Raw genomic sequence first — 22,300 nt, 5'->3', positions numbered from 1 at the left:
GGCTCACAGGAGGCCGAGCAGGGCGGCGGTGAGGCGGCCGGCCGCCCCCGGGGTGTCGGACAGGTAGAGATGGGGCTCCACCAGCTCCAGTTCGATCACCGCGGGGGCACCGTCCGCGAGGCGGACCAGGTCGACCCGGGCGTACAGCGGCGTCTCCGGTAGCGTGGCGAGGACCCTGGCCGCGAGGTCCAGCTGGTCGTCGCCGGGCTCGCGGGCGAGCGTGCCGAGGTGGGTGCCCGCGGGGAGGTCCGGGGCCAGCATCGCGTTGCGGCGGCGGGCGTGGCTGAGCGCGCCGCCGAAATAGATCAGCGAGGTCTCCCCCTCGTCCTCCACCATGCCGAGGTAGGGCTGGACCATCGCCACCCGGCCACCCGCGACCAGCCGCCGGACGTGCTCCCCGGCCGCCGCGCGGTCGGCCGTGCGGATCGTGTCGCGCGCCCCCGCCGAGACCGACGGCTTGACGACGTACTCGGCGAGATCGGGCAGCTCCAGCGGATCGCCCGGCCTGATCCAGTGGGTGGGCACCGTGGGCACGCCGAGGCCGCGCAGGTAGGACTTGTCGGAGTTGAAGTCGAGCATCGCGGCCGGGTTGAGCAGCCGCGTGACGCCCTCCACCTTGTACGCCCACGCCACGAACTCGTCGCGCCGGTGGACGTAGTTCCAGGTGGAGCGCACCACCGCGGCGTCGTGGCGCTCCCAGCGGACGGCGGGATCGTCCCAGCGGACCGCCCGGCCGTCGATCCCGGCCCGCGCCCAGTCGGCCAGCACGAGCTCCCGGTCGGGGTCCGGACCGTCGTAGGTGACATATGCGACCTTCAGCACAGCTCTCCCACCCGTGAACCTGTCAGCATCGTAGGCATCGTACGGACATGTCACTTATGCCGTGATACCGCGGTCGCCGATATGCCCCCATCAGGCGTTTTAGGCCGCTGGGTTCTTCGACAGGCGGTCGCGTGGGTAGATGAATGACATGACGGGGGGGATGTCATGAAGAACGTCGCCATGGTCGTCGCGCTCGCCACCATCGCCATGTCCGGCACGATCGGCCCGGCCTCCGCCGGGGGACCGCCGGACGCCAACGAGAAGACCTACGTCAGCCGGGACCAGTACAACGTCCTCATGAGCCAGTGCCGCTACGCCGACACCCCCGCCGCGCGGGCGGACTGCCGGGCGCGCACCACGCAGAGGTACGCCGTCGGCCGCCGCCCCGCCGAGGCCCTCGACTGCCGCACCTACTCCAGCGTGACCGTCTGCGGCGAACTGGCCCTCAGCGCGCGGGAGCAGGGCTGCGTGCGCCTCGCCGTGGCCCAGGGCCTCACCGCCCGCCGCGCCGAGGTCGAGTGCTACGCCTTCTACTGACCCCGGCCGCCCACGCACCCGCCGCGCCCGCCGCGCACGGCGGGCCGTTCCCGTTCAGCCCGAGGTGCCGTACACCGGTTCCGCCTGCGGGGCGTCGGCGATGAGCTTGGCGACGGCCTCGCCGGCCTCCACCGGGCGCCACCTGGCCCCCTTGTCCACCCCCGGCCCGTGCCGCCAGCCCGTGGCGATGGAGATCATGCCCCCTTCGAGCTCGAACACCCGCCCGGTGACGTGCGCGGACTCCGGCGACCCCAGCCAGACGACCAGCGGGGCGACGTTGGCGGGATCCATTACGTCGAAGCCCGACTCCGGGGGCGCCACCATGTCGGCGAACACCTCCTCGGTGATGCGGGTGCGGGCGGCGGGCGTGATGGCGTTGACGGTCACGCCGTACTGACCGAGCTCGGCGGCCGCGGTGTAGGTGAGGGCGATGATCCCCGCCTTGGCCGCCGCGTAGTTGGCCTGGCCGACGCTGCCGAGCACCCCCGCCCCGGACGAGGTGTTGATCACGCGGGCGTCCGCCCGGTCACCGGCCTTCGAGCGCTCCCGCCAGTACGCGGCGGCGTGCCGTAGCGGCAGGAAATGCCCCTTGAGGTGGACCTGCACCACGTCATCCCACTCGTCCTCGGTCATCGAGACGATCATGCGGTCCCGGACGAAGCCCGCGTTGTTCACCAGCACGTCCAGGCCGCCGAAGGCGCTCACCGCCATCTTGACCAGCCGCGCCGCGCCGTCCCAGTCGGTCACGTCGTCACAGTTGGCGACCGCCTGGCCGCCGAGGTCGTTGATCTCCTCGGCAACCGCCCTGGCGGGCTCCGGCGAGCGTCCCCCACCGTGCGGCTCGGTGCCGAGGTCGTTGACCACCACCTTGGCGCCCTCGCGGGCGAACGCGAGCGCGTGCGCCCGCCCTATCCCCCGGCCCGCCCCGGTCACCACGACGACCCGGCCCGCGTTTATACCGCTCATTCACCGTTCCTCTTTCACTGATCATGGAAAGTTTCCCGATAAATCGCGATTTATGTATATATGACGAGGTTGACACCAACCTGGGACCTGCGGACCGGCGCTCGAACCGGCTCAGGAACGGCCGTCCAGCATGCCCGCGAGGACCTCCGCGGCGGCCTGGCCGCAGACGCGGGCCGCGCCGTGGGTGGCGATGTGCACGGCGCCGAGGTCGGTGCGGCCGGGCAGGCCCATCTCGACGACCACGGCGTCCGGCCGGGCGCCCAGCAGCAGGTCGAGCGCGGAGGTCTGCCAGGGATGCCGGTGGGCGTCCCGGACGACGATCACCAGCGGGCGCCCGGCCGCGGGGCCCAGCACGACCTCGCCGAGCACCCGGTCCGGCCCCGTCGCCGCCGACCATCCCTCCTGGTCGAACCGCACCACCGTGGTGCCGGGGAGCATCTTGGCCAGCGGCTCCCCCACCCCCCACGGCGTGTGCTTGTCGATGGCGAGGTTCATCAGCGGCGCCAGTTCCACCACGTACGGCGCCGCGCCCCCCGGCGGCACCTCCCAGTCCCCCCGGGTGACCCGCACGGCCCGCCGCGCGGCGACCAGCCCGGCCGGGGCGTCCACGCCGGGCTCCCCCGCGACGGGCGCGTCCTGCCCGCCGGAACCGGCCGTGATCCTGACCGGCCCGGCGGCGGCGGACGCGGCCGGGACGGCTCGCAGGGACTCGGTCCATGCGGTCAGCTCAGCGGTGCGGCGGGCGGCGTCGGCGAGACGTTCCTCCGGGAGCAGGCCCTCGGTGACGGCGTCGGCGATGGCGGCGCGGATGGCGAGCACCACGTCCTCGCCGGCGTTCTCGCCGCCGACGCAGATCAGGTCGGCGCCCGCCGCCACGGCCCGCGCGCTCGCGCCGCCGATGCCGTACCGCTCGGTCACCGCGGCCATCTCGATGGCGTCGGTGACGATGACGCCGCCGAAGCCCATCTCCTCGCGCAGCAGGCCGGTCAGCACCCGGCGGCTCAGCGTGGCGGGCATGCCGGGGTCGCAGGCGGCGACCAGCAGGTGCCCGGTCATGACCATGCGGACCCCCGCCTCGACGGCCGCGCGGAACGGCCGCAGCTCCACCTCGCGCAGCCGCTCGGGCGTGGCCGCCACCACGGGCAGGCCGTGGTGGGAGTCGACGGCGGTGTCGCCGTGGCCGGGGAAGTGCTTGGCACAGGCCGCGACACCCGCCGCCTGGAGCCCCCGCACCCAGGCGGCGGTGTGCCGCGACACCAGCGCGGGATCCGCGCCGAAGGACCGCAATCCGATGACCGGATTGTCGGGATTGCTGTTGACGTCCGCCGCGGGCGCGAAGTCGACGTTCACCCCGAGGACGGCCAGGTCGGCGCCGAGGCCCCGGGCGATCTCCTCGGTGAGCGCGACGTCGTCCACCACGCCGAGGGCGTAGTTGCCGGGCCGGGAGCTGCCGGTGCGGGCCTCCAGGCGGCTGACGTCGCCGGTCTCCTCGTCGACGCCGATGACGGCGTCCGGCCGCTCGGCGCGCAGCGCGGCGGTCAGCTCGGCGAGCCGGGGCAGGGTTCCGATGTTGCGGGAGAACAGCACGACGCCGGCCAGGCCCTCCCCGAGACGGCGGCGCAGCCAGTCGGGTGGCGTCTCGCCCTCGAACCCCGGCAACAGGACCGAATCGGCTAGACGCAGGAGCTCGGGGCTGCGCTTCATCACTCTCCTCGCCTGGCGGGTCGTGGCGGCTCGTGCCTGGGTACGGCGAACCGAGGGCCCGCGTCTGCGGGCCGGGGCCGTGGCCACGCGCCCTCAGAGCGGGACGCACGCCAATCTAATAGGAAAGTTTCCTATTTTCCATATCTCCGACCATTGCATTTCCCGGTTCGGCCGGTCAAAGGCGCTCGATGATGGTAGCAGCGGCCTGGTCCAGACCCGTGGACACGACCAGGAGGCCGAACCGGCCGTCCGTGCGCTCCAGCTCGTTCAGCAACGAGGTCAGCATCCGGGCACCGTGCGCGCCCAGAGGGTCGCCGAGCGCGAGCGCGCCGCCCGAGGGGTTGACCCGCTCGGGATCGGCCCTGGTCTCCCGCAGCCAGGCGAGGGCCAGGGGGGCGAACCGCTCGTCGGCCTCCACCACGTCGATGTCGTCGAGCTTCAGGCGCGCCGCGCGCAGCGCGTGCTCGGTGGCGGGGATCAGGGCGGCGAGCGGCGCGGCCGGGTCCCCGCCCCTGGCGGACATGTGGCGCAGCCGGGCCCTCGGGACCAGGCCGTGCGTCCGCACGGCCTCGTGGGAGGCGATCAGCAGGACGGCGGCGGCGTCGGCGGGCGGGGCGGCCAGGGCGGCGGTCAGCCGGTCGCCCTCGGCCCGGTGCGGCAGGGCCGCCAGTGCCTCGGGGGTGAGGTCCCGGCGCGGCGTCTCGTCGGCGAGCATCCCGAGGGCCGGCGCGATCTCGCGGGCGAAGCGGCCCGCGTCCCCCGCCGCCACCGCCCGGCGGTGGGACTCCAGCGCGTACTCCTCCAGCTCGCCCCTGGACAGCTCCCAGCGCCTGGCGACCAGCTCGGCGGCGCGCCACTCGGACGGCTCCTTGCCGCGGTAGCGGGCGGCCCAGCCCCGGGACCCGGCGGCCGGGGACACCTGCTCCCCCGCCGGGACGGCGCTCATGTTCTGCACGCCCCCGGCGACGACCAGCCGGGCGTCCCCGGCGCGCACCGCCTGGGCGGCGAAGTGGACGGCCTGCTGGCCGGATCCGGACCCGTGGTCCACGGTCACGCCGGGGACCGCCTCGGGTAACCCGGCGGCCAGCCAGGCGATCCTGGCGACGTTGCCCGCCCGGGGGCCGGGGGCGGCGGCGCCGCCGAGCACGACCTCCTCGACGGCCGCGGGATCGGCACCGGTACGATCCATCAGCGCGCGCAGCACGTGGGCGGCGAGGTCGGCGGGATGGGCCCCGGCGAGGCCGCCGCCCCGGCGGCCGACAGGGGTCCGCACCGCGCCCACGATGTACGCGTCCGCCATCACGCGCCGTCCTTCCGGTCCCTCCGCCGCGTCCGACGCGGCCCCGCATATCGGTCATCGGCAGCGTAACAAGCGCTTGGTAGCCTCTTACACCAGGGGTGAGCAGGCTTCTCGTCCCTCCCATTAGGCGAACAAGCGATTGCGTGGAGGCTCATAATGGAGGACGTGAACATGCGAAAGAACTCCGGCGGCACGGTCGCGGACACGGCCGCGGGCACCCCCTCCCGGGGAGGTTCGGCACCGAGGCGCCAGGGGGGCGCCCGGCGGGCGGGGTCGAACGGCACGGCCTCCGAGCGCCGCGACCACCTGGTCAAGCTGGCCGCCGAGCTCTTCGCGCGCAAGGGCTTCCAGGCGACCACGGTACGCGAGATCGCCGACGAGGCGGGCATCCTTTCCGGCAGTCTCTATCACCATTTCGACTCCAAAGAGACCATCGTCGACGAGGTCCTGTCCACCTTCCTCAAGGACCTGATCGGCCGCTACCGCGCGGCCCTCGACCACGGGGACGACGCCCGCACCGTGCTGTCCGAGATGGTGCGCATCGGCTTCAGCACCCTGGAGCCCCACCGCGCCGCCATCACCGTCATGCAGAACGACTGGAACTACCTGCGCTCGCTGCCCGGCGACCGTTTCGACTACCTCATCAAGGCCGAGGACGAGGTCGAGCGCATGTGGGTCGAGCAGATCAAGCGCGGCCAGTCGGAAGGCTCGTTCCGCCCCGACGTCGACCCCAAGCTCACCTACCGCATGATCCGCGACACCATCTGGGTCGCCGTCCGCTGGTTCCGCTCCGGCGGCCGCCTCAACACCACCACCCTCGCCGAGCACTACATCACCGTCCTGTTCGACGGCCTCGGCACCGGAGAACGCACCAGCCAGAAGCCCTGAACCCGCCGCCAGCGGTCCCGCCGCCGCGTACCCGGGAAGCAAGGCCGGCCGCCCCTGTCATTCGAGGATCGGGAGAGCTTCCCAGTGAGTCTGCCCCGGACGGAAAACAGCCCCCAGGTCGAGCACAGGCTGGCCGTCCTCGATTGGGACAACACCCTTCGCCCAGGTTTCACCATGTCGGACTGGGCGGCACATCTCAGCCGTGAGGGAATGTTTCCCCACGACAATCTCGCGCGAATAGATCGCATGATCGACGGCTATTCCCTGCCCGCCGGACGCGACGGGAACCACCTTCGCGGGCGCTCTTGCCACTCTGGCGATTCAGGGTCTGATCGCCTGGGGCATATCCGCGTACCGCTCCCGCAACGGAGAATTCGCCGGGCAGTGGTACGCGATCCTCTACCTGGGCGGGGGCAAGGCGAACGCCGGGAGGTCATGCGGGTACGCCAGCACGGGTCGACCCTCGACGTCTCGGTCAAACGCTATTTCCCCGACACCGAGAGCGGGTGACGGTGGAACATGAAGGTGTACTGCCACGGGAACATTCTCGTCGGGGTTTTCTACACGCTTCGCCCCAAGGCCGATCCGTCGAGCTACGGGGCGATCCTATCCTCCTGCATCGGGATCCCGGGATCAAAGAATGCAGCGTGTGGCGCGGTTACTACATCCGGCCGGATTCCGCGAGTCTCTATGAAGTGATCGCAGGGCAGGTCGATCGGCATCCCCTCATCTGGCAGCAGGTGAAGCCGGAGCAGCGGCATTACGGCCGGCAGCAGAGCACTCCTTAGCCCTTCCCCGGGAACACGGCGCCGGCGGGCACAGCGGATTGGATAGCATGACTATCCATGAGGGGGTACCATCGTCTCCATGCGCATCTCCGAGCTCAGCGCCACCTCCGGGGTGCCGGTGCCCACCATCAAGTACTACCTGCGTGAGGGGCTGCTCCCCCAGGGCGTCTCCACGGCCGCCACCCGGGCCGAGTACGGCGAGGCCCACCTGCGGCGGCTGCGGCTCATCCGGGCCCTGCTGGAGGTCGGCGGGCTCCCCGTGGCCGCGATCGCCAAGATCGTCGCGGCGGTCGAGGACGAGGACACACCCGTCCACACCATGCTCGGGACCGCTCACTACGCCCTCGCCCCGGCCGTCGAGGAGGACCCCGGGGACGAGGAACGAGCCCGGGCCCGCGGGCGCGTCGACCGGCTGATCGGCGACCTCGGCTGGCAGGTCCGGGCGGACGCCCCCACCCGGGCCGAGCTGGCCTGGATCCTGGCCCGGCTGGAGCGCCTCGGCCGTCCCGCCCCGGAAGAGGACCTGCGCCACTACGCCTCCGTCGTCATGGACCTGGTCTCCGGCCACGAGATGGGCAAGATCCCCTGGGACGGCACCCGCGAGGCCGCCGTCGAGTCCCTGGTCGTCGGCACCGTCCTGTACGGCAGGATCTTCGACGTGCTGCGCAGGCTCGCCCACGAGTCCGCCTCGGCCCGCCTCCTCGGCGCCTGACCGGGCCGGGCTCAGCCGGCGGGGCGCTCGTGCGGCGGGCGGTTCAGCAGCCAGAGCGTCGCGCTGTGGATCAGGGCGCGGTGCCCGGGACTCTCGTAGGAGCGGGCGTCGTGTCCCAGGGCGTCGTAGACCAGCCTGCCGCGGTACAGCTGCTGCGCCCAGACCAGCGGCTCGCCCTTGGAGCTGGCGAGGGGGACGACGCCGGGGACGACGGACAGGTCGCTGTAGACCTCGTCGGTCAGGGTGAAGTCCGCCAGGCCGGAGACGATGGGGTGGTCGCCCCTGAGGTGGATGTCGGCCGGGCCGCAGGGCGGGTGGTGCGAGGTGCCCCAGCGCCAGGCGGCGCCCAGCATGCGACGCCAGTGGGGCCAGTCGTCGAAGCAGATGGCGGCGGAATGCATGGCGAGCAGGCCGCCGCCGCGTTCGACGTGGGCCAGCAGGGCCGCGCGGGCCACGGGGGGCAGACGGAACGCCGCGCCGCCCTCCTGGGAGGCCGACCAGCCGCCGTCCATGCAGCAGCGCAACGCGTTGACCGTGATCAGATCGACGGCGGGGTGGTCGCGCAGCGCGCCCGCGATGTCCTCGGTGACGGTGGACTCGACGCCCACCTCGGCCATGACCTCCGCGAGCGCCGCCGACGTGACGGGGAAGTCGTGCGCGACTCCCCCCGACAGGATCAAGTTCGTCGCCACGGCCCCACCTCATCACGAATCCGGCCCGCCCACCCACACCCGTCTCACAAGTGACGAAGACGTTCCACCACCGTCATCCGCGCGTCACGGACGACGCGATTTCACGGCTCCGCCGCCTGTCCCGGGACCGCGCGGAACGTGGATGTTAGGCTCACGACCAAGTAAGCGCTTCCTTTCGCATGGAGGTTCCGATGGCCGCGCAGGGGCACTGCGATCCCCGGTTCGACCGGGTTCGCGAGGTCTTCGAGGGACATTTCGCCGCGGGTGAGGAACTCGGCGCGGCCTTCGCCGTCCATCTGGACGGGGAGCCCGTGGTGGACCTGTGGGACGGGGTCGCGGACCGGCACACCGGGCGTCCGTGGGAGCGGGACACCCCGGTGTTCTCGTACTCGTGCACCAAGGCCGTCGCCGCGACGGTGCTGCTGCGGCTGGCCGAGCGGGGGTTGGTCGACGTCACCGCGCCGGTCGCCGAAGTGTGGCCGGAGTTCGCCGCGGCGGGCAAGGAGAGGGTGACGGTCGAGCACCTGATCACCCACCAGGCGGGGCTGCCGGTGGTGGAGAGCCCGGTGCCGGTCGAGGAGTTCGGCGACATGCCCGCCATCGCGGACCGCCTGGCCGGGCAGGCGCCGCTGTGGGAGCCGGGCACCGCCCACGGCTACCACTCCATCACCTACGGCTTCCTGGCCGGCGAGGTGGTCCGCCGGGTCACCGGCAGCAGCGTGGGCGAGCTCCTGGCCGAGGAGATCGCCGGCCCGCGGGGCCTCGCGATGTGGCTCGGCGCCCCGGCCGACGTCATCACCCGCGCCGCGCGCCTGTCCGCGGGCGACCGCGTCGCCCCCGGCGCCGGCGGGAACGCCGCCGCCGAGCGGAAAGGCGCGGAGAAGGCCGGAGCGCGAAGCGCGGAGCGGGCCGCCGCGCCGGGAGCGGCGGCGGGACCGAGCCAGGATCCGTGGCAGGCGGTGGCGACGGCGGCCCTGGACCGGGACAGCCTGATGAACCGGGCGATGGCCAACCCCAACCTCGACCTGCTCAAGGGCGGCGCCAACCACCCGACGATCATGGCGGCCGGCTGGCCCGCGGTGGGGCTGATCACCACGGCGCGTGACCTGGCCGGGTTCTACCGGGACCTGGTGGCGGGCGAGCTGCTCAAGCCGGAGACGCTCCGCGACGCGACGCGCCGCCGGGTCCAGGGCCCGGACCGGGTGCTGGTCCTGGACAGCTCCTTCGGCCTCGGCTACATGCGCCCCTCCATGACCTTCCCGACCCCGCGCGCGGGCGTCGAGACGGCGTTCGGCCACAACGGCCTCGGCGGCTCCCTCGGTCTCGGCGACGTGCGGCACCGGCTCGGCATGGCGTACACGATGAACAGGCTCGTCCAGACCACCACCGGCAACGCGCGCGCCTACCGCCTGGCCGAGGCCGTTTACGACTGCCTAGACAAACCCTGAAAAACCCCACGCCTGGCCTGGAGGTATTCCTAATGGACATACCTTCCGTAATCGAATCGTCACCCCTGCGATCTACTATTCCCGTGACAATCCGCCTATCCGGTGAGACCTTCATGTCAGGAGACGGGAGCAGCACTCCGAGGGGACGACGATGAACGCCTGGTCCGTTCCGGGTTACCGGGAAGAACGCTTGCTCGGCTCAGGTGGAAGCGGCAGGGTCGTGCTCGCCACCTACGAGGAGACCGGCGCCCACGTCGCCATCAAATACCTCAGCGACGACTTACGCACCGACCCCCGGTTCCTCGCCGCGTTCCGCGAGGAAGCCCGCACGATGGTCGAGATCGACAACCCCAACATCGTGCGCTTCTACGAGTACGTGGAAAGCCCCCTCGGCGCGGCCATCGTCATGGAGCTCGTGGACGGCGTGGCGCTGCGCCGCGTCCTGCACGAGCACGGCTCCACCAGCCCCGAGGCCGCGCTGGTCGTGCTGAAGGGCTCCCTGATGGGCCTGGCCGCCGCGCACGCGTCGGGCGTCGTCCACCGCGACTACAAGCCCGAGAACGTCCTGGTCCAGGCGGACGGCGTCAGCAAGCTCGCCGACTTCGGCATCGCGACCCCCGCCGGCGTGCCGGGCATGTCCGCGGGCACCCCCACCTACATGGCGCCCGAGCAGTGGAACGGCGGCCCCGCGACCCCCGCGACCGACGTCTACGCCGCCACCTGCGTCTTCTTCGAGTGCCTCACCGGGCGCAAGCCGTTCCGCGCCGAGAACACCGCCGCCCTGCGGCACCAGCACCTGAACGGCCCGATCCCCGTGGACGCGGCGCCGGGCTCGGTGCGCTCGCTGCTCACCCGCGGCCTGGCCAAGAACCCCGTCGACCGCCCCACCACGGCCCGCGCGTTCGTCGCCGAGCTGGAGACGGCCGCGCTCGCCGCGTACGGCCCCGAGTGGGAGCAGCGCGGGCGGCGCCACCTGGCCGAGCTGGCCGCCCTGCTCGCGCTGGGCTTCCCCCTCGCGCAGCCGGCGCCCTCCACCAGCACCAGCCTGGCCCGCACCGTCCTGAAGCACCCGGCGAAGTACGCGTCGCGCATACTGGCCGGCGCCGGGATCGTCGCGGCCGGTGTGATCATCGCGCTGCTCGCCGTCAACCGCGACACGCCGGTGCAGGGCGTGTCGCTGGCCACCTCCCCCAAGCCGACGGTGCGGGCGGCGGTGCAGCCGCCGGTCGACACGACCCCCACGGCCGGCCCGTCGCCGAGCTCCGAGCCCAGTGGCACCGAGCCGTCCACGGAGATCACCCCGACCGCCTCGGGCGGACCGGCCACCGCCCCGCCGTCCGCCACCTCGACCCCGACCCCGACGAGCGGCTCGACCACCAACCCGACGCCGACGCCGACGCCGACCACCACCTCCCCCACCCCCACCCCCACCCCCACCCCCACGCCGCTGCGGGTGAGCGGCCTCGCCGTGGCCGGGTTCGACGGCAACGCGGCCACCGTGCGGCTGCGGGCCACCACCGGCCAGAACGTCACGCTCACCGCCCGCTTCGCCCAGGGGCCGTCCCGCGGCGACCTGAACCCCGCGAGCACCCGGACCGTGGTGCTGGCGGGCGCCACCGCCTACACCCGCGTGGTGGACGGCGGCTTCACCGCCCCGGCCTGCGGCACGTCCGTGTTCCGCCGGGTCTCGGTGTCGACCGCCCCGCAGTCCTCGGACGGCTCGGCGGCGAAGACCGTCGAGGTGAAGGGCCCGGCGTGCCCGCCGCCCGCCGTGGAGAACCTCGCCGTGAACTGGAACGGCCGCAGCGCCGCGATCAACGTGCGGGCCGCGGGAACCGGCCCGGTGCGGGTGGCCGTCGAGTTCACCCGCCAGGACGGCGAGGGCGCGGCGCGCGTGGTGGACCGCGCGTCTCGCACGCTGACCGGTGAGACCACCTACGCGTTCTCGGTCTCCGGCGACCTCGGCGAGGTGGCCTGCGGGAAGGCGGCGACGTTCGGGGTGCGCGTCACCACCGACAAGCCCGCCACCAACGGCACGGTGGTCAAGGAGACCCGGGTCTCCGGTCCCAAGTGCGCGCCGCCGACCGTCGCGATCACCTCCTGGAACGGCACCACGCTCACCGTCCGGGTCACCAGCGCCACCCGCGACGCGGTCGCGCTGAGCGCGGCGTTCACGCAGGCCGTCACCTCCGGGGAGCGCACCACGACGCGCGAGGCGTCCCGCTCGGCGAGCCTGTCGGGCGCCACCTCCTACACCCGGTCGTTCAGCGTGCGCTTCCCCACGCCGTCGTGCGGCTACGTGGACACCCGGCGGGTCACCGCACGGGTCTCCTCGGACCTCGGCACGGCCGCCGACTCCGCCAGCTTCGTCCGCCGTGGCCCGGCCTGCCCCGACCCGGATCCGGAGCCCACCGAGGAACCGACCGACGAGCCCACCGACGAACCCACCGAGCAGCCCACGCCGACGCGCACCCCGACCTCCCGCCCCGAGGGCGACGGACCGATCCTGACCCTCGAACTGAGGCTGAAGCTCTGACCCGTGAACCACCCCCGCCGGCGCCGCCCGGCGGCCATCCCACCATGGAGGACAGTGTGACCGCGCACGCCCAGAAGCTCGGCAACGTGCTGATCCCGGTAGGCGACCTGGACAAGGCGATCGCCTTCTACTCGGAGTCGCTGGGCCTGGCCGTGAAGTTCCGCGACGGCGACCGCTTCGCCGCGCTGGACGGCGGCGGCGTCACCGTGGCGCTGGTGGCCGGGCCCGAGCAGGTCGCCGGGGCGGTCACCGCGCCGTCGTACAAGGTGAACGACATCCAGGAGGCGGTGCGCGACCTGACGGCCGCGGGCGCCGAGCTGGTGACCGGGCCCGAGGCGGGCCCGCACGAGAGCCGGGCCGTGCTGCGCGACCCCTCGGGCAACGTCCTCGTGCTGTACTCCCCGCTGTAGGTCCGCGGTCTCACTGGAACGGCAGTGAGTCCACGACGGGCCGCACCGGCCGCGACGGCTGGTCCTCGCCCGCCGGGCGGTGCGCGAGGGTGAACCAGATCGTCTTGCCGATCCCGGTGGGAACGGGGTCCACCCCCCATCCGTCGGTGAGCGCGGCGACGATGCGCAGACCGCGGCCGTGCTCGCGGTCTGCGCCCGCCTCGCGGATCCTCGGCCAGCCGGGGCCGCGGTCGGTCACCGCGCCGGACAGCACGCCGCGCGCGGCGCGCAGGGTGAGCAGGATCGGCGGGCCGCCGTGGATGAGGGCGTTGCCCAGCAGCTCGGAGACCACTAACACCACGTCGTCGACGAGACCGGGCATCTGCCACCCGGTCAGCGTCTCGCGCACCAGCGCGCGGCATTTCGCGCTGACGCCCGGGTCGGCGGGCAGTTCCCAGCGGACCTCACGATGGCGGGGCGCAGTGCTGGTCATCATGATCTCCCGGGCCTTTCACGCTCAGGGACGGCTCGGCCGCATGACGGCCTTCCGGCACCGGGCGGCGTCGGCCCGGTGACGTGGCGGACCTTTACCTTCCGGTGGGCGGCCCAGGCGCCAACAGGCGCTCGCGCGGGGTGCGTCTGTAGGCCGGAACCCCGGATCCGGCGCCCACGCGGCCGGTCGTGACAGAAACCGGTGGTCTGGCCGCCGATTACCGGCAACCCTCCGTAGCCGGTGCGATCCTTTGGCTACTCTCGGTGTCGGCAGTACGCATCCACGGGGGTCGGAGGGTACGCGATGCCACGTAAGCCACGCAGTCTCAAAGAGGAAATGGATCGCCTCACCGCGGAGCTCCGCGAACGCGGCGCGACATGGACCGAGATCGCACACGAGTACCGCAGGCGCTACCGGCTCAACGCCCGGCAGGCGTTCCGCGAGGCGCACAGGTTCACCCAGGAACGTGTCGTCGATGAGTGGAAGGCCCGATGGCCCTCCGAGCCGTTCAGCGTCCGCAAGCTGGGCTCGTGGGAGGCCTGGCCGGGGCTCACCGGCAACGAGCCGCCGCTCGCCGGGCTGAACCGCCTGGCACGCGTCTACCGCTGCCGCGCGAGCGACCTGGTGGACGGCGAGGACCACACCGGCGGCGACGAGAACCTCGTCGTGCCCCGGGCGCGCAGCGGGCCGCCGGCCCTCACCGGCATTTCCTTCAGTGACATCAAGGGCATCCTGCCGGGTGAGCCGCTCACCGGCCCGATGCCCCCAGGAGAACAGCGTGATCGGGAGTTCGAACAGCTCGTCCACGCATTCACGGATTGGGCAACCCAGATGAATCGACGTGACGTCCTCGCCCTGATCGGGGCGGCCGCCACCTCCGCGTACGCCGCGCCGTCCCCGGCCAGGCCGAACGCCGAAGAGACCCAGCGCCTCACGCTGGCGGCGGCCGACCCGAGCCGGGTGGACGAAGCGACGGTCGGCCACATCGAGTCGGCGCTGCGCCACTGCATGCGCCAGGAGGACGCACTCGGGCCGCAGGCGATCGTCGCCACCGTGCTGGCCCAGCAGCACCTCGTCACCTCCCTGCTGTCGGCGGGGGTGGACGAGCACATGCGCGGCAAGCTGTTGTCGCTGCTGGCGGACATCCGGCGGTGCACCGCGTGGATGTTGTTCAACCTCAACGACTTCCGCGGCGCGGACTACTACTACGCGCAGGCCAGGAACGCCGCGCACCAGGGCGACGACGACGCCATGTGCAGCATGGTGCTGGCCAACTGGAGCCAGCTCGCCTCCTGGCGGGGCGACCCTCGCCTCGGGGTGGAGCACGCGCTCGGCGCGTTCGCCTGGGGGCAGCGGGCGGGCAGCAAGATGCTGATGGCGTACGCCAGCGACGTGGGCGCCCGCGCGTACGCGGCCGTGGTGCGGCGCACGCCGAAGAGCGAGCGGCGCAAGGACCACACGCGGTGCTTCCGCCTGGTGGACCAGGCGCAGCGGGAGCTGGCCGCCGCCGACGAGAACGACCCGGCCGCCCGGCTCGTCCCCTTCTACGGCGAGGGACAACATCTGTCCACCCGGGCGGGGTGCCTGCTCGACACCGGCGACCCCGCACAGGCGCTGGAGGTGGCGCGCACCGCCGCGGCGGGCATCGACCCGTCGTTCGTGCGCAACGTCGCCTACATCAAGCTGAAGACCGCGCAGGCGCATCTCGCGCTGCGCCACATCGACGAGGCGTGCGAGGAACTCGGCGAGGCCGCCCGGCTGGCGCGGCACAACACCTCCCCCCGGCTGGTGCGCTCGGTCGTGGAGACCCGCGAGCAGCTGAGCCCGTGGCAGCGCACCGGCAGCGTCGCGGCCCTGGACGAGCGCCTGCACGCCGCCCGTCTCATCGCCTAGACCATTTCATTACCCGGGGGGCCCTCCCGGTTTTCGTCCCTTATTCCGCTCTTATCTCGATTGGATAACTTCCCTGGCACGGCCCGCCGACGGCAGGCGGGCGGAATGAGACACGGGGAGGCCGAGAATGGGGCTCACGTCGACATGGCTCGCGATTCTGGCGATCGTGCTCGCGGCAGGGGGCCTGACCGGCTCGGCCCTGTGGATCTGGCCGAGGCTCAGCGCCCGCACCTGGCCCGCCGTGGCCGGCCGCGTCGGCGTGCTCGCGGGCACACAGGCGCTCACCCTGATGGCGCTCGGCCTGCTCGTCAACAACTATTTCGGCTTCTACGGTTCCTGGAGCGACCTGCTCGGCACCGGCTCCGCACCGGTGCCCGCGGTCCGCGAGGTGGAGGCGCCGGACTCGGCGCCCCGCGGCGTGGCGCCGGCTCCCGAGGAGGTGAATCCGGGCGGGCGGGCGCACGGAATACAGGTGATCCGCTCGGCGAACGTCTATATTCCGGGAAAGACTCATAAATCCGCGGGGCGGCTGAGTGAAGTGATGATTCCCGGCGCCGCCACCGGGCTGAGCACCCTCGCCTACATTTATCTGCCCCCGCAGTATTTTGCCAAGGAATACGAGAACACCCGGTTCCCCGTGATCGTCGGGCTGACCGGCTACCCAGGTGATCCGCGCAACCTCATCAGCCGCATGAACATGCCCGCCGTCGCCGCCCGGGCCATCGAGGAGGGGCGGATGCCGCCCACCGTCCTCGTGCTCACCCGTCCGACCGTCGCGCCGCCGCGCGACACCGAGTGCATGGACGTGCCGGGCGGCCCGCAGGTGGAGTCCTACTTCACCAGGGACCTCAAGCGGGCGGTCGCCGGGTCGCTGCGGGTCGCCACCACCGCGGCGGGCTGGGGCGTGCTCGGCGGCTCCACCGGCGGCTACTGCGCGCTCAAGCTGAGCATGCGCCACCCGGAGGCGTACTCGGCCGCCGTGTCGCTGTCGGGCTACTTCCAGTCGCCGGTCGACGCCACCACCGGCGACCTGTTCGGCGGCAGCAGGCGGCTGCGTAACGAGAACGACCTGATGTGGCGGCTGTCCCACCTGCCGCATCCGCCGGTCTCGGTCCTGGTGACGACCAGCAGGCAGGGCGAGTCCAACTATCTGTCCACGCTGCGGTTCCTGGACGCGGTCCGCTCCCCGATGCGGGCGGCCTCGCTGATCCTGCCGAGCGGCGGCCACAACTTCACCACCTGGAATCGTGAGCTGCCGCAGGCGCTCCCCTGGCTGGCCCGCCGTCTCGACGCCCGGCCGCACGCCCCGGCGCCGGTCCCGGTGCCCGCCCCCGACTCGCGCAGGCCGCGCACGACGAGCTGACCTGGAAGTTCTCCGGATCCCGGCGCGCGACGGCCCGCCGGGATCTACCCCGGCATGCCCGATTCGTCATGACATGTCGGTTTTAGTCATGTTTGAGTAAAGATTTGGGTCGGACGGTAACATCCGGCGCCCGGCGCCCCCCGGGCGAAAACCCCGGCGGCGTAAGGCTTTCCGCGCGGGACCCCCGCGCCGGACCCCGTGCCGGTAGGCGCAAGCGTCCACTTGGCACCCTTTTGACCTGCGCTTTTCCTGGCTAACGTGCTCCTCCACCTGTTGTTCCCCTCCGGCGCCGCCCCAGCGCCGGCACGCAGTGGAAGGACTCTCGACTTCCCATGTCCCCAGAACTGCACGAAATGATCCAGCTGCTCAAGAGCCAGCTCGGCTACAGCGAGCACGGCGGCGGCTACACCAAGTTCGGTGATTGGTACGGCAAGACCGTCGAGTTCGACTCCGACTACTCCGCCCAGCCGTGGTGCGACATGTTCCTGTCGTGGGCCGCGCACAAGCTCGGCTACGACGAGTGGTTCGGCCAGTTCGCCTACACCGTGGGCCACGCCGAGTGGTTCATCTCCCACGACGCCTGGGGTGACACTCCCGAGCCCGGGGCGGTGGTGTTCTACGACTGGAGCGGAGCGGGCGAGGTCGACGGCATCGACCACGTCGGCATGGTGATCGACGTCGACGGCGACACCATCCACACCATCGAGGGCAACGTCGACGGCCAGTTCGTCCGCGAGAAGACCCGCGACCAGGACTACGTCGTCGGCTACGGCTACCCCGACCAGGTGAAGGCCCAGCAGGAGGCCGAGGCCATGGCCTCCGCCCCCGCCCCGGCGCCCGCCCCCGGCGTCGCCAAGGCCGTGCACGCCGCCCACACCGCCGCCCCGGCGCCGGCCCAGCCCGCCCCGGTCGCCCACCCGGTCTCCGATTCCGGCGTCGTCACCGCCGGATACCCCTTCTCCGGCCCCGGCGCCTACGTGATCGCCGGTGTTCCGGTCTCCGGACCCGGCGCGTCCGGTGTCGCCGCCGCCGGTCTCGCCACGGTCCCCGGTGAGGCCATGCCCGGCTACGTCACCCTGCTGGTGCCGCTGCTGGTCGCCCTGCTGGCCGTCGTCGCCTGTGTCCGCGCCCGGCGCACCCGGCGCCTCAGCCGGTGATCCGGCCCGTCTTGACCCCGCGGACGAAGGCCGCCCACCCGCCCCAGGTGACCGTGAGGACCGGGCCGCGGGACCTCTTCGAGTCGCGCACCATGTAGACCGGCCCGCCCGCCGGGCCCACCCCCCGCACCACCGCCACCTCGACGCACTCACCGCCGGTCGTCGCGCTGCGTGTGCTCCTGCGCCACCGGACTGAAGGCTGGTCCATGCGGGGGTCTCCTTCGTCGGACGCCGTCACGTCATCTGGTCGGCCACGCGCGAGATCAGGGCGCGGGACTCCTCCGGGCCGAGCGCCCGTGCGCGCAGGTGATCGAACAGCCGGACGTACGCCTCTTTGTCGGCCTGCTTCTCGAGGTACAGGCTTCCCTGCCGGTATTCGACGTACACCACGTCCGCGTCCCCGTCCTCGGGGAACCCCAGCACGGTGAACGCCCCGTGCATGCCCGGGTGCGACCCGGCGGCGAACGGCAGCACCTGCACCGTCGTCCCGGCGATCCCCGACACCTTCACCAGATGCCGCAGCTGCTCCCGCATCGTGGCCCGCCCGCCGACCTCGCGCCACAGCGCGGCCTCGTTCAGCACGGCGCACGTGCGCGGGGGGTCGCCCGCGGTCAGGCGTTCCTGCCGCTTCAGCCGCACCGCCACCTGCCGCGCCACGGCGTCCTCGGGCACGGCGGGCAGCTCGGCCGCGAACAGCGCCCGGGCGTACGCCTCGGTCTGCAGCAGGCCGCCGACCACCTCGGCCTGGTACGAGCGGATCCGGGCGGCCTCCTCCTCCAGGCCGACGTAGACCTCGAAACCCGGGTGGAAGGTGTCGGCGTACTGGTGCCACCAGCCGCGCCTGCGCGCCTCGCGGGCGAGGGTCATCAGCTCGTCCCGCGGCGCGCCGGTGACGTCGTACAGCTCCAGGAGCAGGGAGACGTCCGCGGGCCTGGCGGTCGCCGAGCCGTTCTCTATCTTCGTGACGGTGGCGGGCGCGCAGCCGACCCACTCCGCCACCTCCTCGCGTGTCCTGCCGGACGCCTGCCGAAGACGGCGCAACTCCGCGGCCAGTCTCCGGCGACGCACCGTCGGGCTGGTTCGGCTTGCCATGATGTCCCTCCTGAGGGGCAACTCGTCCACTAAGAACAGAGGACCGTGGAACCGTTCCGGCAGCACGGCTTTACAGCCGGCGGCACCAGGGTCATCATCCCAAAGTAATCGGATGACTGCGTAGAGTTTCCACCAACGCACGGCCTCGTCAACGGTTCGACCGACCGGCGACGACGAGTAGAGAGCGAGGACGTCAATGGCGACGGTTCAGCTGCTCGGCGACTTCACGTTTCCCGGAGTGGTGGCGGAGGTCCCCCCGGCCCGCCGCGCGGTTCGCCGCGCCGCCGCCCGCCATCTCCAGGTGCCCGACACGACGGAGCATCCGGCACTCGAAGTCGTGGAACTGCTCACCTGCGAGGTCATCACCAACGCTCTGCGCCACACCGTCTCCGGCCTGGACGGCGGCGAGGTCCGCGTCCGCCTCCTCGCCACCGTGGAGACCTTCCGCGTCGAGGTGCTGGACCAGGGCGCCATCGGCTCCATCCCCGAGATCTGCGTCCCCGACCCCATGTCCGAGTGCGGCCGCGGCATGTTCCTCGTCGAGGCCCTCTCCAAGGAATGGGGCGCCACCCGCAACCGCACCGGCACCCGCACGTGGTTCGAGGTCCCCTTCTAGGGATACGCCGAGGCGCGCGGGCCGCGTGACCATGGCGATCGATCCTGGACGTATCACCATATAGCCGGACTTCGTGGCCCACCGGTCACCATCCCGGAATCCGGGGATTGGCGGCGCAAAACCTAACCGGATACGGTACGACGCGTGCCGGCCGACATCGCCGCCCGGGTGGGCCTGACCGAGAACACCTCGGCCCGCCGCCGTACCGATCACGGAGGGCGGTGAAGGGTGGAGCGGCACACCTCCGGGCGACCCGCCACACTTCGCGCCATCGAGTCGGCGCTGCTCAGGCCGCCGGTGACGATCCTGATCCACGGCGAGGCGGGGATCGGCAAGACGCACATGCTGGCCGAGGCCGAAACCCTGGCCAGGAACATGGGATACCGCGTGCTGCACGGGCAGGCCCGCGACTTCGGCACCGGTCTGGCCTACGCCTCGCTCACCGACGCGCTCGGCGCGCTGCACGACGACCCCGCGGCCGGCGAGCCGCTGCGGGAACTGCTGGCGGCCATCGACGAGGCCGCACTCGGCGCCGCCGGTTCCGCGCCCGCCGTCCGCACCGCCAACCTCCTGGAACGCCTGCCGGGACGCACGCTGCTCGCCGTCGACGACCTGCACCTGGCCGACGACGACACGCTCGGCGTGTTGTCCTACCTGCCGCGCCGGGTGCGCGACCTGACCGTGGCCGGGACGGCGCGGCGGCTGCCCGCGATGGACGCCGACCTCGTCGTCCGGCTCGACCCCCTCTCGCTGGACGAGGTGACCGCGCTGGTCACCGACCTGATCGGCCGCACCCCGAGCGAGACGATCGTGCGGCAGGTGCACAGGGAGAGCCGCGGCAACCCGTGGTTCGCGCGCGAGGCGGTGCTGACCCTGGTGCAGGGCGGCGCCGTGCGGTCCGCGCACCCCGGCACGCGGCGCGGCGCCATGCTCACCCGGCTGTTCCAGCGTGACCAGGGCGGCAGGAACCTCGCCCGCGTGCTCGCGGCGCTGCGCCACACCCGTCCGGCCGGTCCCGACGACCTCGGCGCGCTCGCCGAGGTCGCGGGGCTCGGACCCGGCGAGGCCGAGCGCGCGTTCGACGGGCTGGTGCGGGACGGCGTGGTCGTCGTCACCGACGACGGCGCCTTCGAGTTCGCCCACCCGCTGGTCGCCGAGGCGTTGTACGCCGACCTCGGCCCGGCCGAGCGGCGCGGCGTGCACGCCAGGATCGCCGAGCTGCTGCGGCGGCAGGGCCTCAGCGGCACCCGGCGGGTGCTGGAATGGGCCACGCACGTCGCGGCGGGCGGCCAGAGCGCCGAGGCGCTGCCCGCGATGCTGCGCGCGGCCGAGCTGACCCGCTGGACGGCGCCGCTGTCGGCCGGCCACTGGTACGGCCGGGCCGCCGAGCTCGCCTCCGGCGAGGAGCGCGGCGTGCTACTGGCCCGGCAGTCGCTGTCGTACTGGAAGGGGTCCCGGCCCTCGGACGCGCTGCGCGCCGGGCAGGCGGCGCTGGCCGTGCTCACGCCCGGGCGGCGGCACACCAGGACCGCGCAGACGATGGTGAACGCGGCGCACTCCATGGGGCAGTACGAGCTGGCGGTGTCGATCGCCACCGAGCAGCTGCCCGCCGCCGACGACCGCACGGCGCTGCTCGCCCAGCAGGCCGTGATCAGCACCCAGCTCGGGATGGACTCCTCGGAGCTGACGGCGCAGGCGTGGCGCGCGCTGCCGGAGTGCCCGCCGCAGGACATGGTGATCGCGCTGAGCGCGCTGGCGGGCAACGCCATCATCAAAGGCCGGTGGGAGGAGACCGAGCGGGCGCTGGACACCATGCTGTCCACGTCCGCCGCGCTGCCGCCCGCGGCGCGGCTGGCGGCGCTGGAGTCCGCGGCGCACCTGCTCGCCGGGGGCGGGGTGCGCAGCCGCACCATCGACCTGCTCTCCCAGGCCGAGGAGATCTACCGCGGCCTCGGCTGGCACAACATCGCGGGACAGCACGTGCGCACCATGGCGGTGGTGCGGCGGCTCGGCGGCGAGTGGGAGCACGCGCTGCGCGACATCCGCTCCGACGCCGTCTCCCTCACCGAGGCCGGGCTCTGGGAGAACCTCTCGCTGCTGCGCAACATCGAGCTGGAGATCCTGCTCGACCAGGGCCGGTACGACGAGGCCGAGCCGCTGCTCGCCGACCCGCCGCCCAACTGCGTGATGCAGGTGTCCCTGCGCGCGGTGTTCCGCGCCCGGTACGCCGTCGGCCGCGGCGACCGCGCCGCCGCGGCCCGCCTGCTGGACGAGGCGGTCGCCACCGGCCCGCCGGACGTGCTGCACCGGGCGTACGGCATGCGGGTCATCATGCACGGCGTCGCGGGCGAGATCGGCCCCGCCCGCGAGGCCGCCACCGCGCTCGCCGAGGTCGCCAAGACCGGGACGCCACGCGCCCGGCTGGTCGCCGACCTCGCGCTCGGCGCCGCCTTCCGCGACCGCGACCACACCGAGGCCGCGCTGGAGGCCGCCCGCGCCGACGGCCTGAAGTTCGAGGAGGCCAGGGCCCGCCTGATCCTCGGCGGTCTCGGCGACTCCCAGCAGCTGGTCCGCGCCCACGCCATCTTCACCGACCTCGGCGCCGTCCCCTGGCAGAGCCGCGCCGCCATCGCCCTGAAGGCCGCCGGTCTGGCCCCCGCCACCGTGGCCCCCCTCACGCCCGCGGAGCGCCGCGTCATCGAGCTGGTGGCCGGCGGCCTGTCCAACCCGCAGATCGCCGAGGAGCTCCACTACAGCCGCAAGACCGTCGAGGTGTACCTCACCCGGGTCTACGCCAAGACCGGCCTGCGCTCCCGCGTGGAGCTGGCGGTGGCGTTCGAACGCGGCGAGGTCTGAAGGCGCCGGCGCGCAGCTGTAGGGATCTCCCTACTGATGCGCCGGGAC

General features: G+C 72.8%; 19 protein-coding genes. 11 read left to right on the top strand and 8 right to left on the bottom strand.

Translation table 11 applies throughout. The features are described from left to right. Positions 1–3: 3 nt before the first annotated feature. On the bottom strand, positions 4–822 hold the full coding sequence (locus tag ACFP1K_RS24900; protein ID WP_380757448.1) for an ATP-grasp domain-containing protein: 819 nt from the start codon (positions 820–822) through the stop codon (positions 4–6). Positions 823–987: 165 nt separating this feature from the next. Between ACFP1K_RS24900 and ACFP1K_RS24895 the strand changes: the two genes are divergently transcribed. Beyond that, a complete protein-coding gene (locus ACFP1K_RS24895) occupies positions 988–1,359 on the top strand; it encodes a hypothetical protein (RefSeq protein ID WP_380757446.1) in 372 nt (123 codons plus the stop codon). Between the two features lie 54 nt (positions 1,360–1,413). Here the strand turns inward: ACFP1K_RS24895 and ACFP1K_RS24890 are convergent, their stop codons facing one another. The 3 genes from ACFP1K_RS24890 to ACFP1K_RS24880 form a co-directional block, all read right to left on the bottom strand. After that, positions 1,414–2,325 carry an SDR family oxidoreductase gene (locus ACFP1K_RS24890; protein ID WP_380757444.1) on the bottom strand — a complete coding sequence of 304 codons (912 nt, stop codon included), beginning with the start codon at positions 2,323–2,325 and terminating at the stop codon, positions 1,414–1,416. Positions 2,326–2,436: 111 nt separating this feature from the next. Continuing rightward, the gene (locus tag ACFP1K_RS24885) at positions 2,437–4,029 is read right to left on the bottom strand and encodes a glycoside hydrolase family 3 protein (protein WP_380757442.1); all 1,593 of its coding nucleotides are present in this window, start codon (positions 4,027–4,029) and stop codon (positions 2,437–2,439) included. A 175-nt stretch (positions 4,030–4,204) separates the two neighbouring features. Further along, on the bottom strand, positions 4,205–5,329 hold the full coding sequence (locus tag ACFP1K_RS24880; protein ID WP_380757440.1) for an acetyl-CoA C-acyltransferase: 1,125 nt from the start codon (positions 5,327–5,329) through the stop codon (positions 4,205–4,207). Positions 5,330–5,500: 171 nt separating this feature from the next. Here ACFP1K_RS24880 and ACFP1K_RS24875 point away from each other — a divergent pair, with 171 nt between their 5' ends. Beyond that, on the top strand, positions 5,501–6,217 hold the full coding sequence (locus tag ACFP1K_RS24875; protein WP_380757493.1) for a TetR/AcrR family transcriptional regulator: 717 nt from the start codon (positions 5,501–5,503) through the stop codon (positions 6,215–6,217). Between the two features lie 867 nt (positions 6,218–7,084). Then, entirely contained in the window at positions 7,085–7,717 is a 633-nt protein-coding gene (locus ACFP1K_RS24870) for a MerR family transcriptional regulator (RefSeq protein WP_380757438.1), read from the top strand. Positions 7,718–7,728: 11 nt separating this feature from the next. Here the strand turns inward: ACFP1K_RS24870 and ACFP1K_RS24865 are convergent, their stop codons facing one another. Next, positions 7,729–8,409 carry a ThuA domain-containing protein gene (locus ACFP1K_RS24865; protein ID WP_380757436.1) on the bottom strand — a complete coding sequence of 227 codons (681 nt, stop codon included), beginning with the start codon at positions 8,407–8,409 and terminating at the stop codon, positions 7,729–7,731. A 191-nt stretch (positions 8,410–8,600) separates the two neighbouring features. Here ACFP1K_RS24865 and ACFP1K_RS24860 point away from each other — a divergent pair, with 191 nt between their 5' ends. The 3 genes from ACFP1K_RS24860 to ACFP1K_RS24850 all read left to right on the top strand — a co-directional run bounded on the left by ACFP1K_RS24860 (position 8,601) and on the right by ACFP1K_RS24850 (position 12,803). After that, entirely contained in the window at positions 8,601–9,857 is a 1,257-nt protein-coding gene (locus ACFP1K_RS24860; protein WP_380757433.1) for a serine hydrolase domain-containing protein, read from the top strand. A 151-nt stretch (positions 9,858–10,008) separates the two neighbouring features. Continuing rightward, positions 10,009–12,393, top strand: a complete 2,385-nt coding sequence (locus ACFP1K_RS24855) for a serine/threonine-protein kinase (protein ID WP_380757431.1) — start codon at positions 10,009–10,011, stop codon at positions 12,391–12,393. 56 nt (positions 12,394–12,449) lie between these two features. After that, positions 12,450–12,803, top strand: a complete 354-nt coding sequence (locus tag ACFP1K_RS24850) for a VOC family protein (RefSeq protein WP_380757429.1) — start codon at positions 12,450–12,452, stop codon at positions 12,801–12,803. Between the two features lie 10 nt (positions 12,804–12,813). Here the strand turns inward: ACFP1K_RS24850 and ACFP1K_RS24845 are convergent, their stop codons facing one another. Next, on the bottom strand, positions 12,814–13,278 hold the full coding sequence (locus ACFP1K_RS24845; protein ID WP_380757427.1) for an ATP-binding protein: 465 nt from the start codon (positions 13,276–13,278) through the stop codon (positions 12,814–12,816). A gap of 333 nt (positions 13,279–13,611) precedes the next feature. On the opposite strand from ACFP1K_RS24845, the gene ACFP1K_RS24840 reads away from it, so the two are divergent. The 3 genes from ACFP1K_RS24840 to ACFP1K_RS24830 all read left to right on the top strand — a co-directional run bounded on the left by ACFP1K_RS24840 (position 13,612) and on the right by ACFP1K_RS24830 (position 17,688). Then, positions 13,612–15,168 carry a hypothetical protein gene (locus ACFP1K_RS24840; protein ID WP_380757425.1) on the top strand — a complete coding sequence of 519 codons (1,557 nt, stop codon included), beginning with the start codon at positions 13,612–13,614 and terminating at the stop codon, positions 15,166–15,168. 127 nt (positions 15,169–15,295) lie between these two features. Beyond that, entirely contained in the window at positions 15,296–16,531 is a 1,236-nt protein-coding gene (locus ACFP1K_RS24835; RefSeq protein WP_380757423.1) for an alpha/beta hydrolase, read from the top strand. A gap of 332 nt (positions 16,532–16,863) precedes the next feature. After that, on the top strand, positions 16,864–17,688 hold the full coding sequence (locus tag ACFP1K_RS24830; RefSeq protein ID WP_380757421.1) for a CHAP domain-containing protein: 825 nt from the start codon (positions 16,864–16,866) through the stop codon (positions 17,686–17,688). Here the strand turns inward: ACFP1K_RS24830 and ACFP1K_RS24825 are convergent. Next, entirely contained in the window at positions 17,678–17,896 is a 219-nt protein-coding gene (locus tag ACFP1K_RS24825; RefSeq protein WP_380757419.1) for a DUF397 domain-containing protein, read from the bottom strand. The two genes, ACFP1K_RS24830 and ACFP1K_RS24825, sit on opposite strands and share 11 nt — an antisense overlap. 26 nt (positions 17,897–17,922) lie before the next feature. After that, positions 17,923–18,780: a helix-turn-helix domain-containing protein gene (locus ACFP1K_RS24820; RefSeq protein ID WP_380757417.1), complete on the bottom strand. Its 858-nt coding sequence runs from the start codon at positions 18,778–18,780 to the stop codon at positions 17,923–17,925. 196 nt (positions 18,781–18,976) lie between these two features. Between ACFP1K_RS24820 and ACFP1K_RS24815 the strand changes: the two genes are divergently transcribed. Both ACFP1K_RS24815 and ACFP1K_RS24810 read left to right on the top strand, forming a co-directional pair. Then, a complete protein-coding gene (locus ACFP1K_RS24815; protein ID WP_380757415.1) occupies positions 18,977–19,396 on the top strand; it encodes an ATP-binding protein in 420 nt (139 codons plus the stop codon). A gap of 228 nt (positions 19,397–19,624) precedes the next feature. Beyond that, a complete protein-coding gene (locus tag ACFP1K_RS24810; protein WP_380757413.1) occupies positions 19,625–22,252 on the top strand; it encodes a LuxR C-terminal-related transcriptional regulator in 2,628 nt (875 codons plus the stop codon). Positions 22,253–22,300: the final 48 nt, after the last annotated feature.

Origin of the sequence: Sphaerisporangium aureirubrum (assembly GCF_042658925.1) — a bacterium.
In the GTDB taxonomy this organism is placed as follows: Bacteria; Actinomycetota; Actinomycetes; order Streptosporangiales; family Streptosporangiaceae; genus Sphaerisporangium; species Sphaerisporangium aureirubrum.
This window is presented reverse-complemented; position numbering and strand designations above follow the sequence as displayed.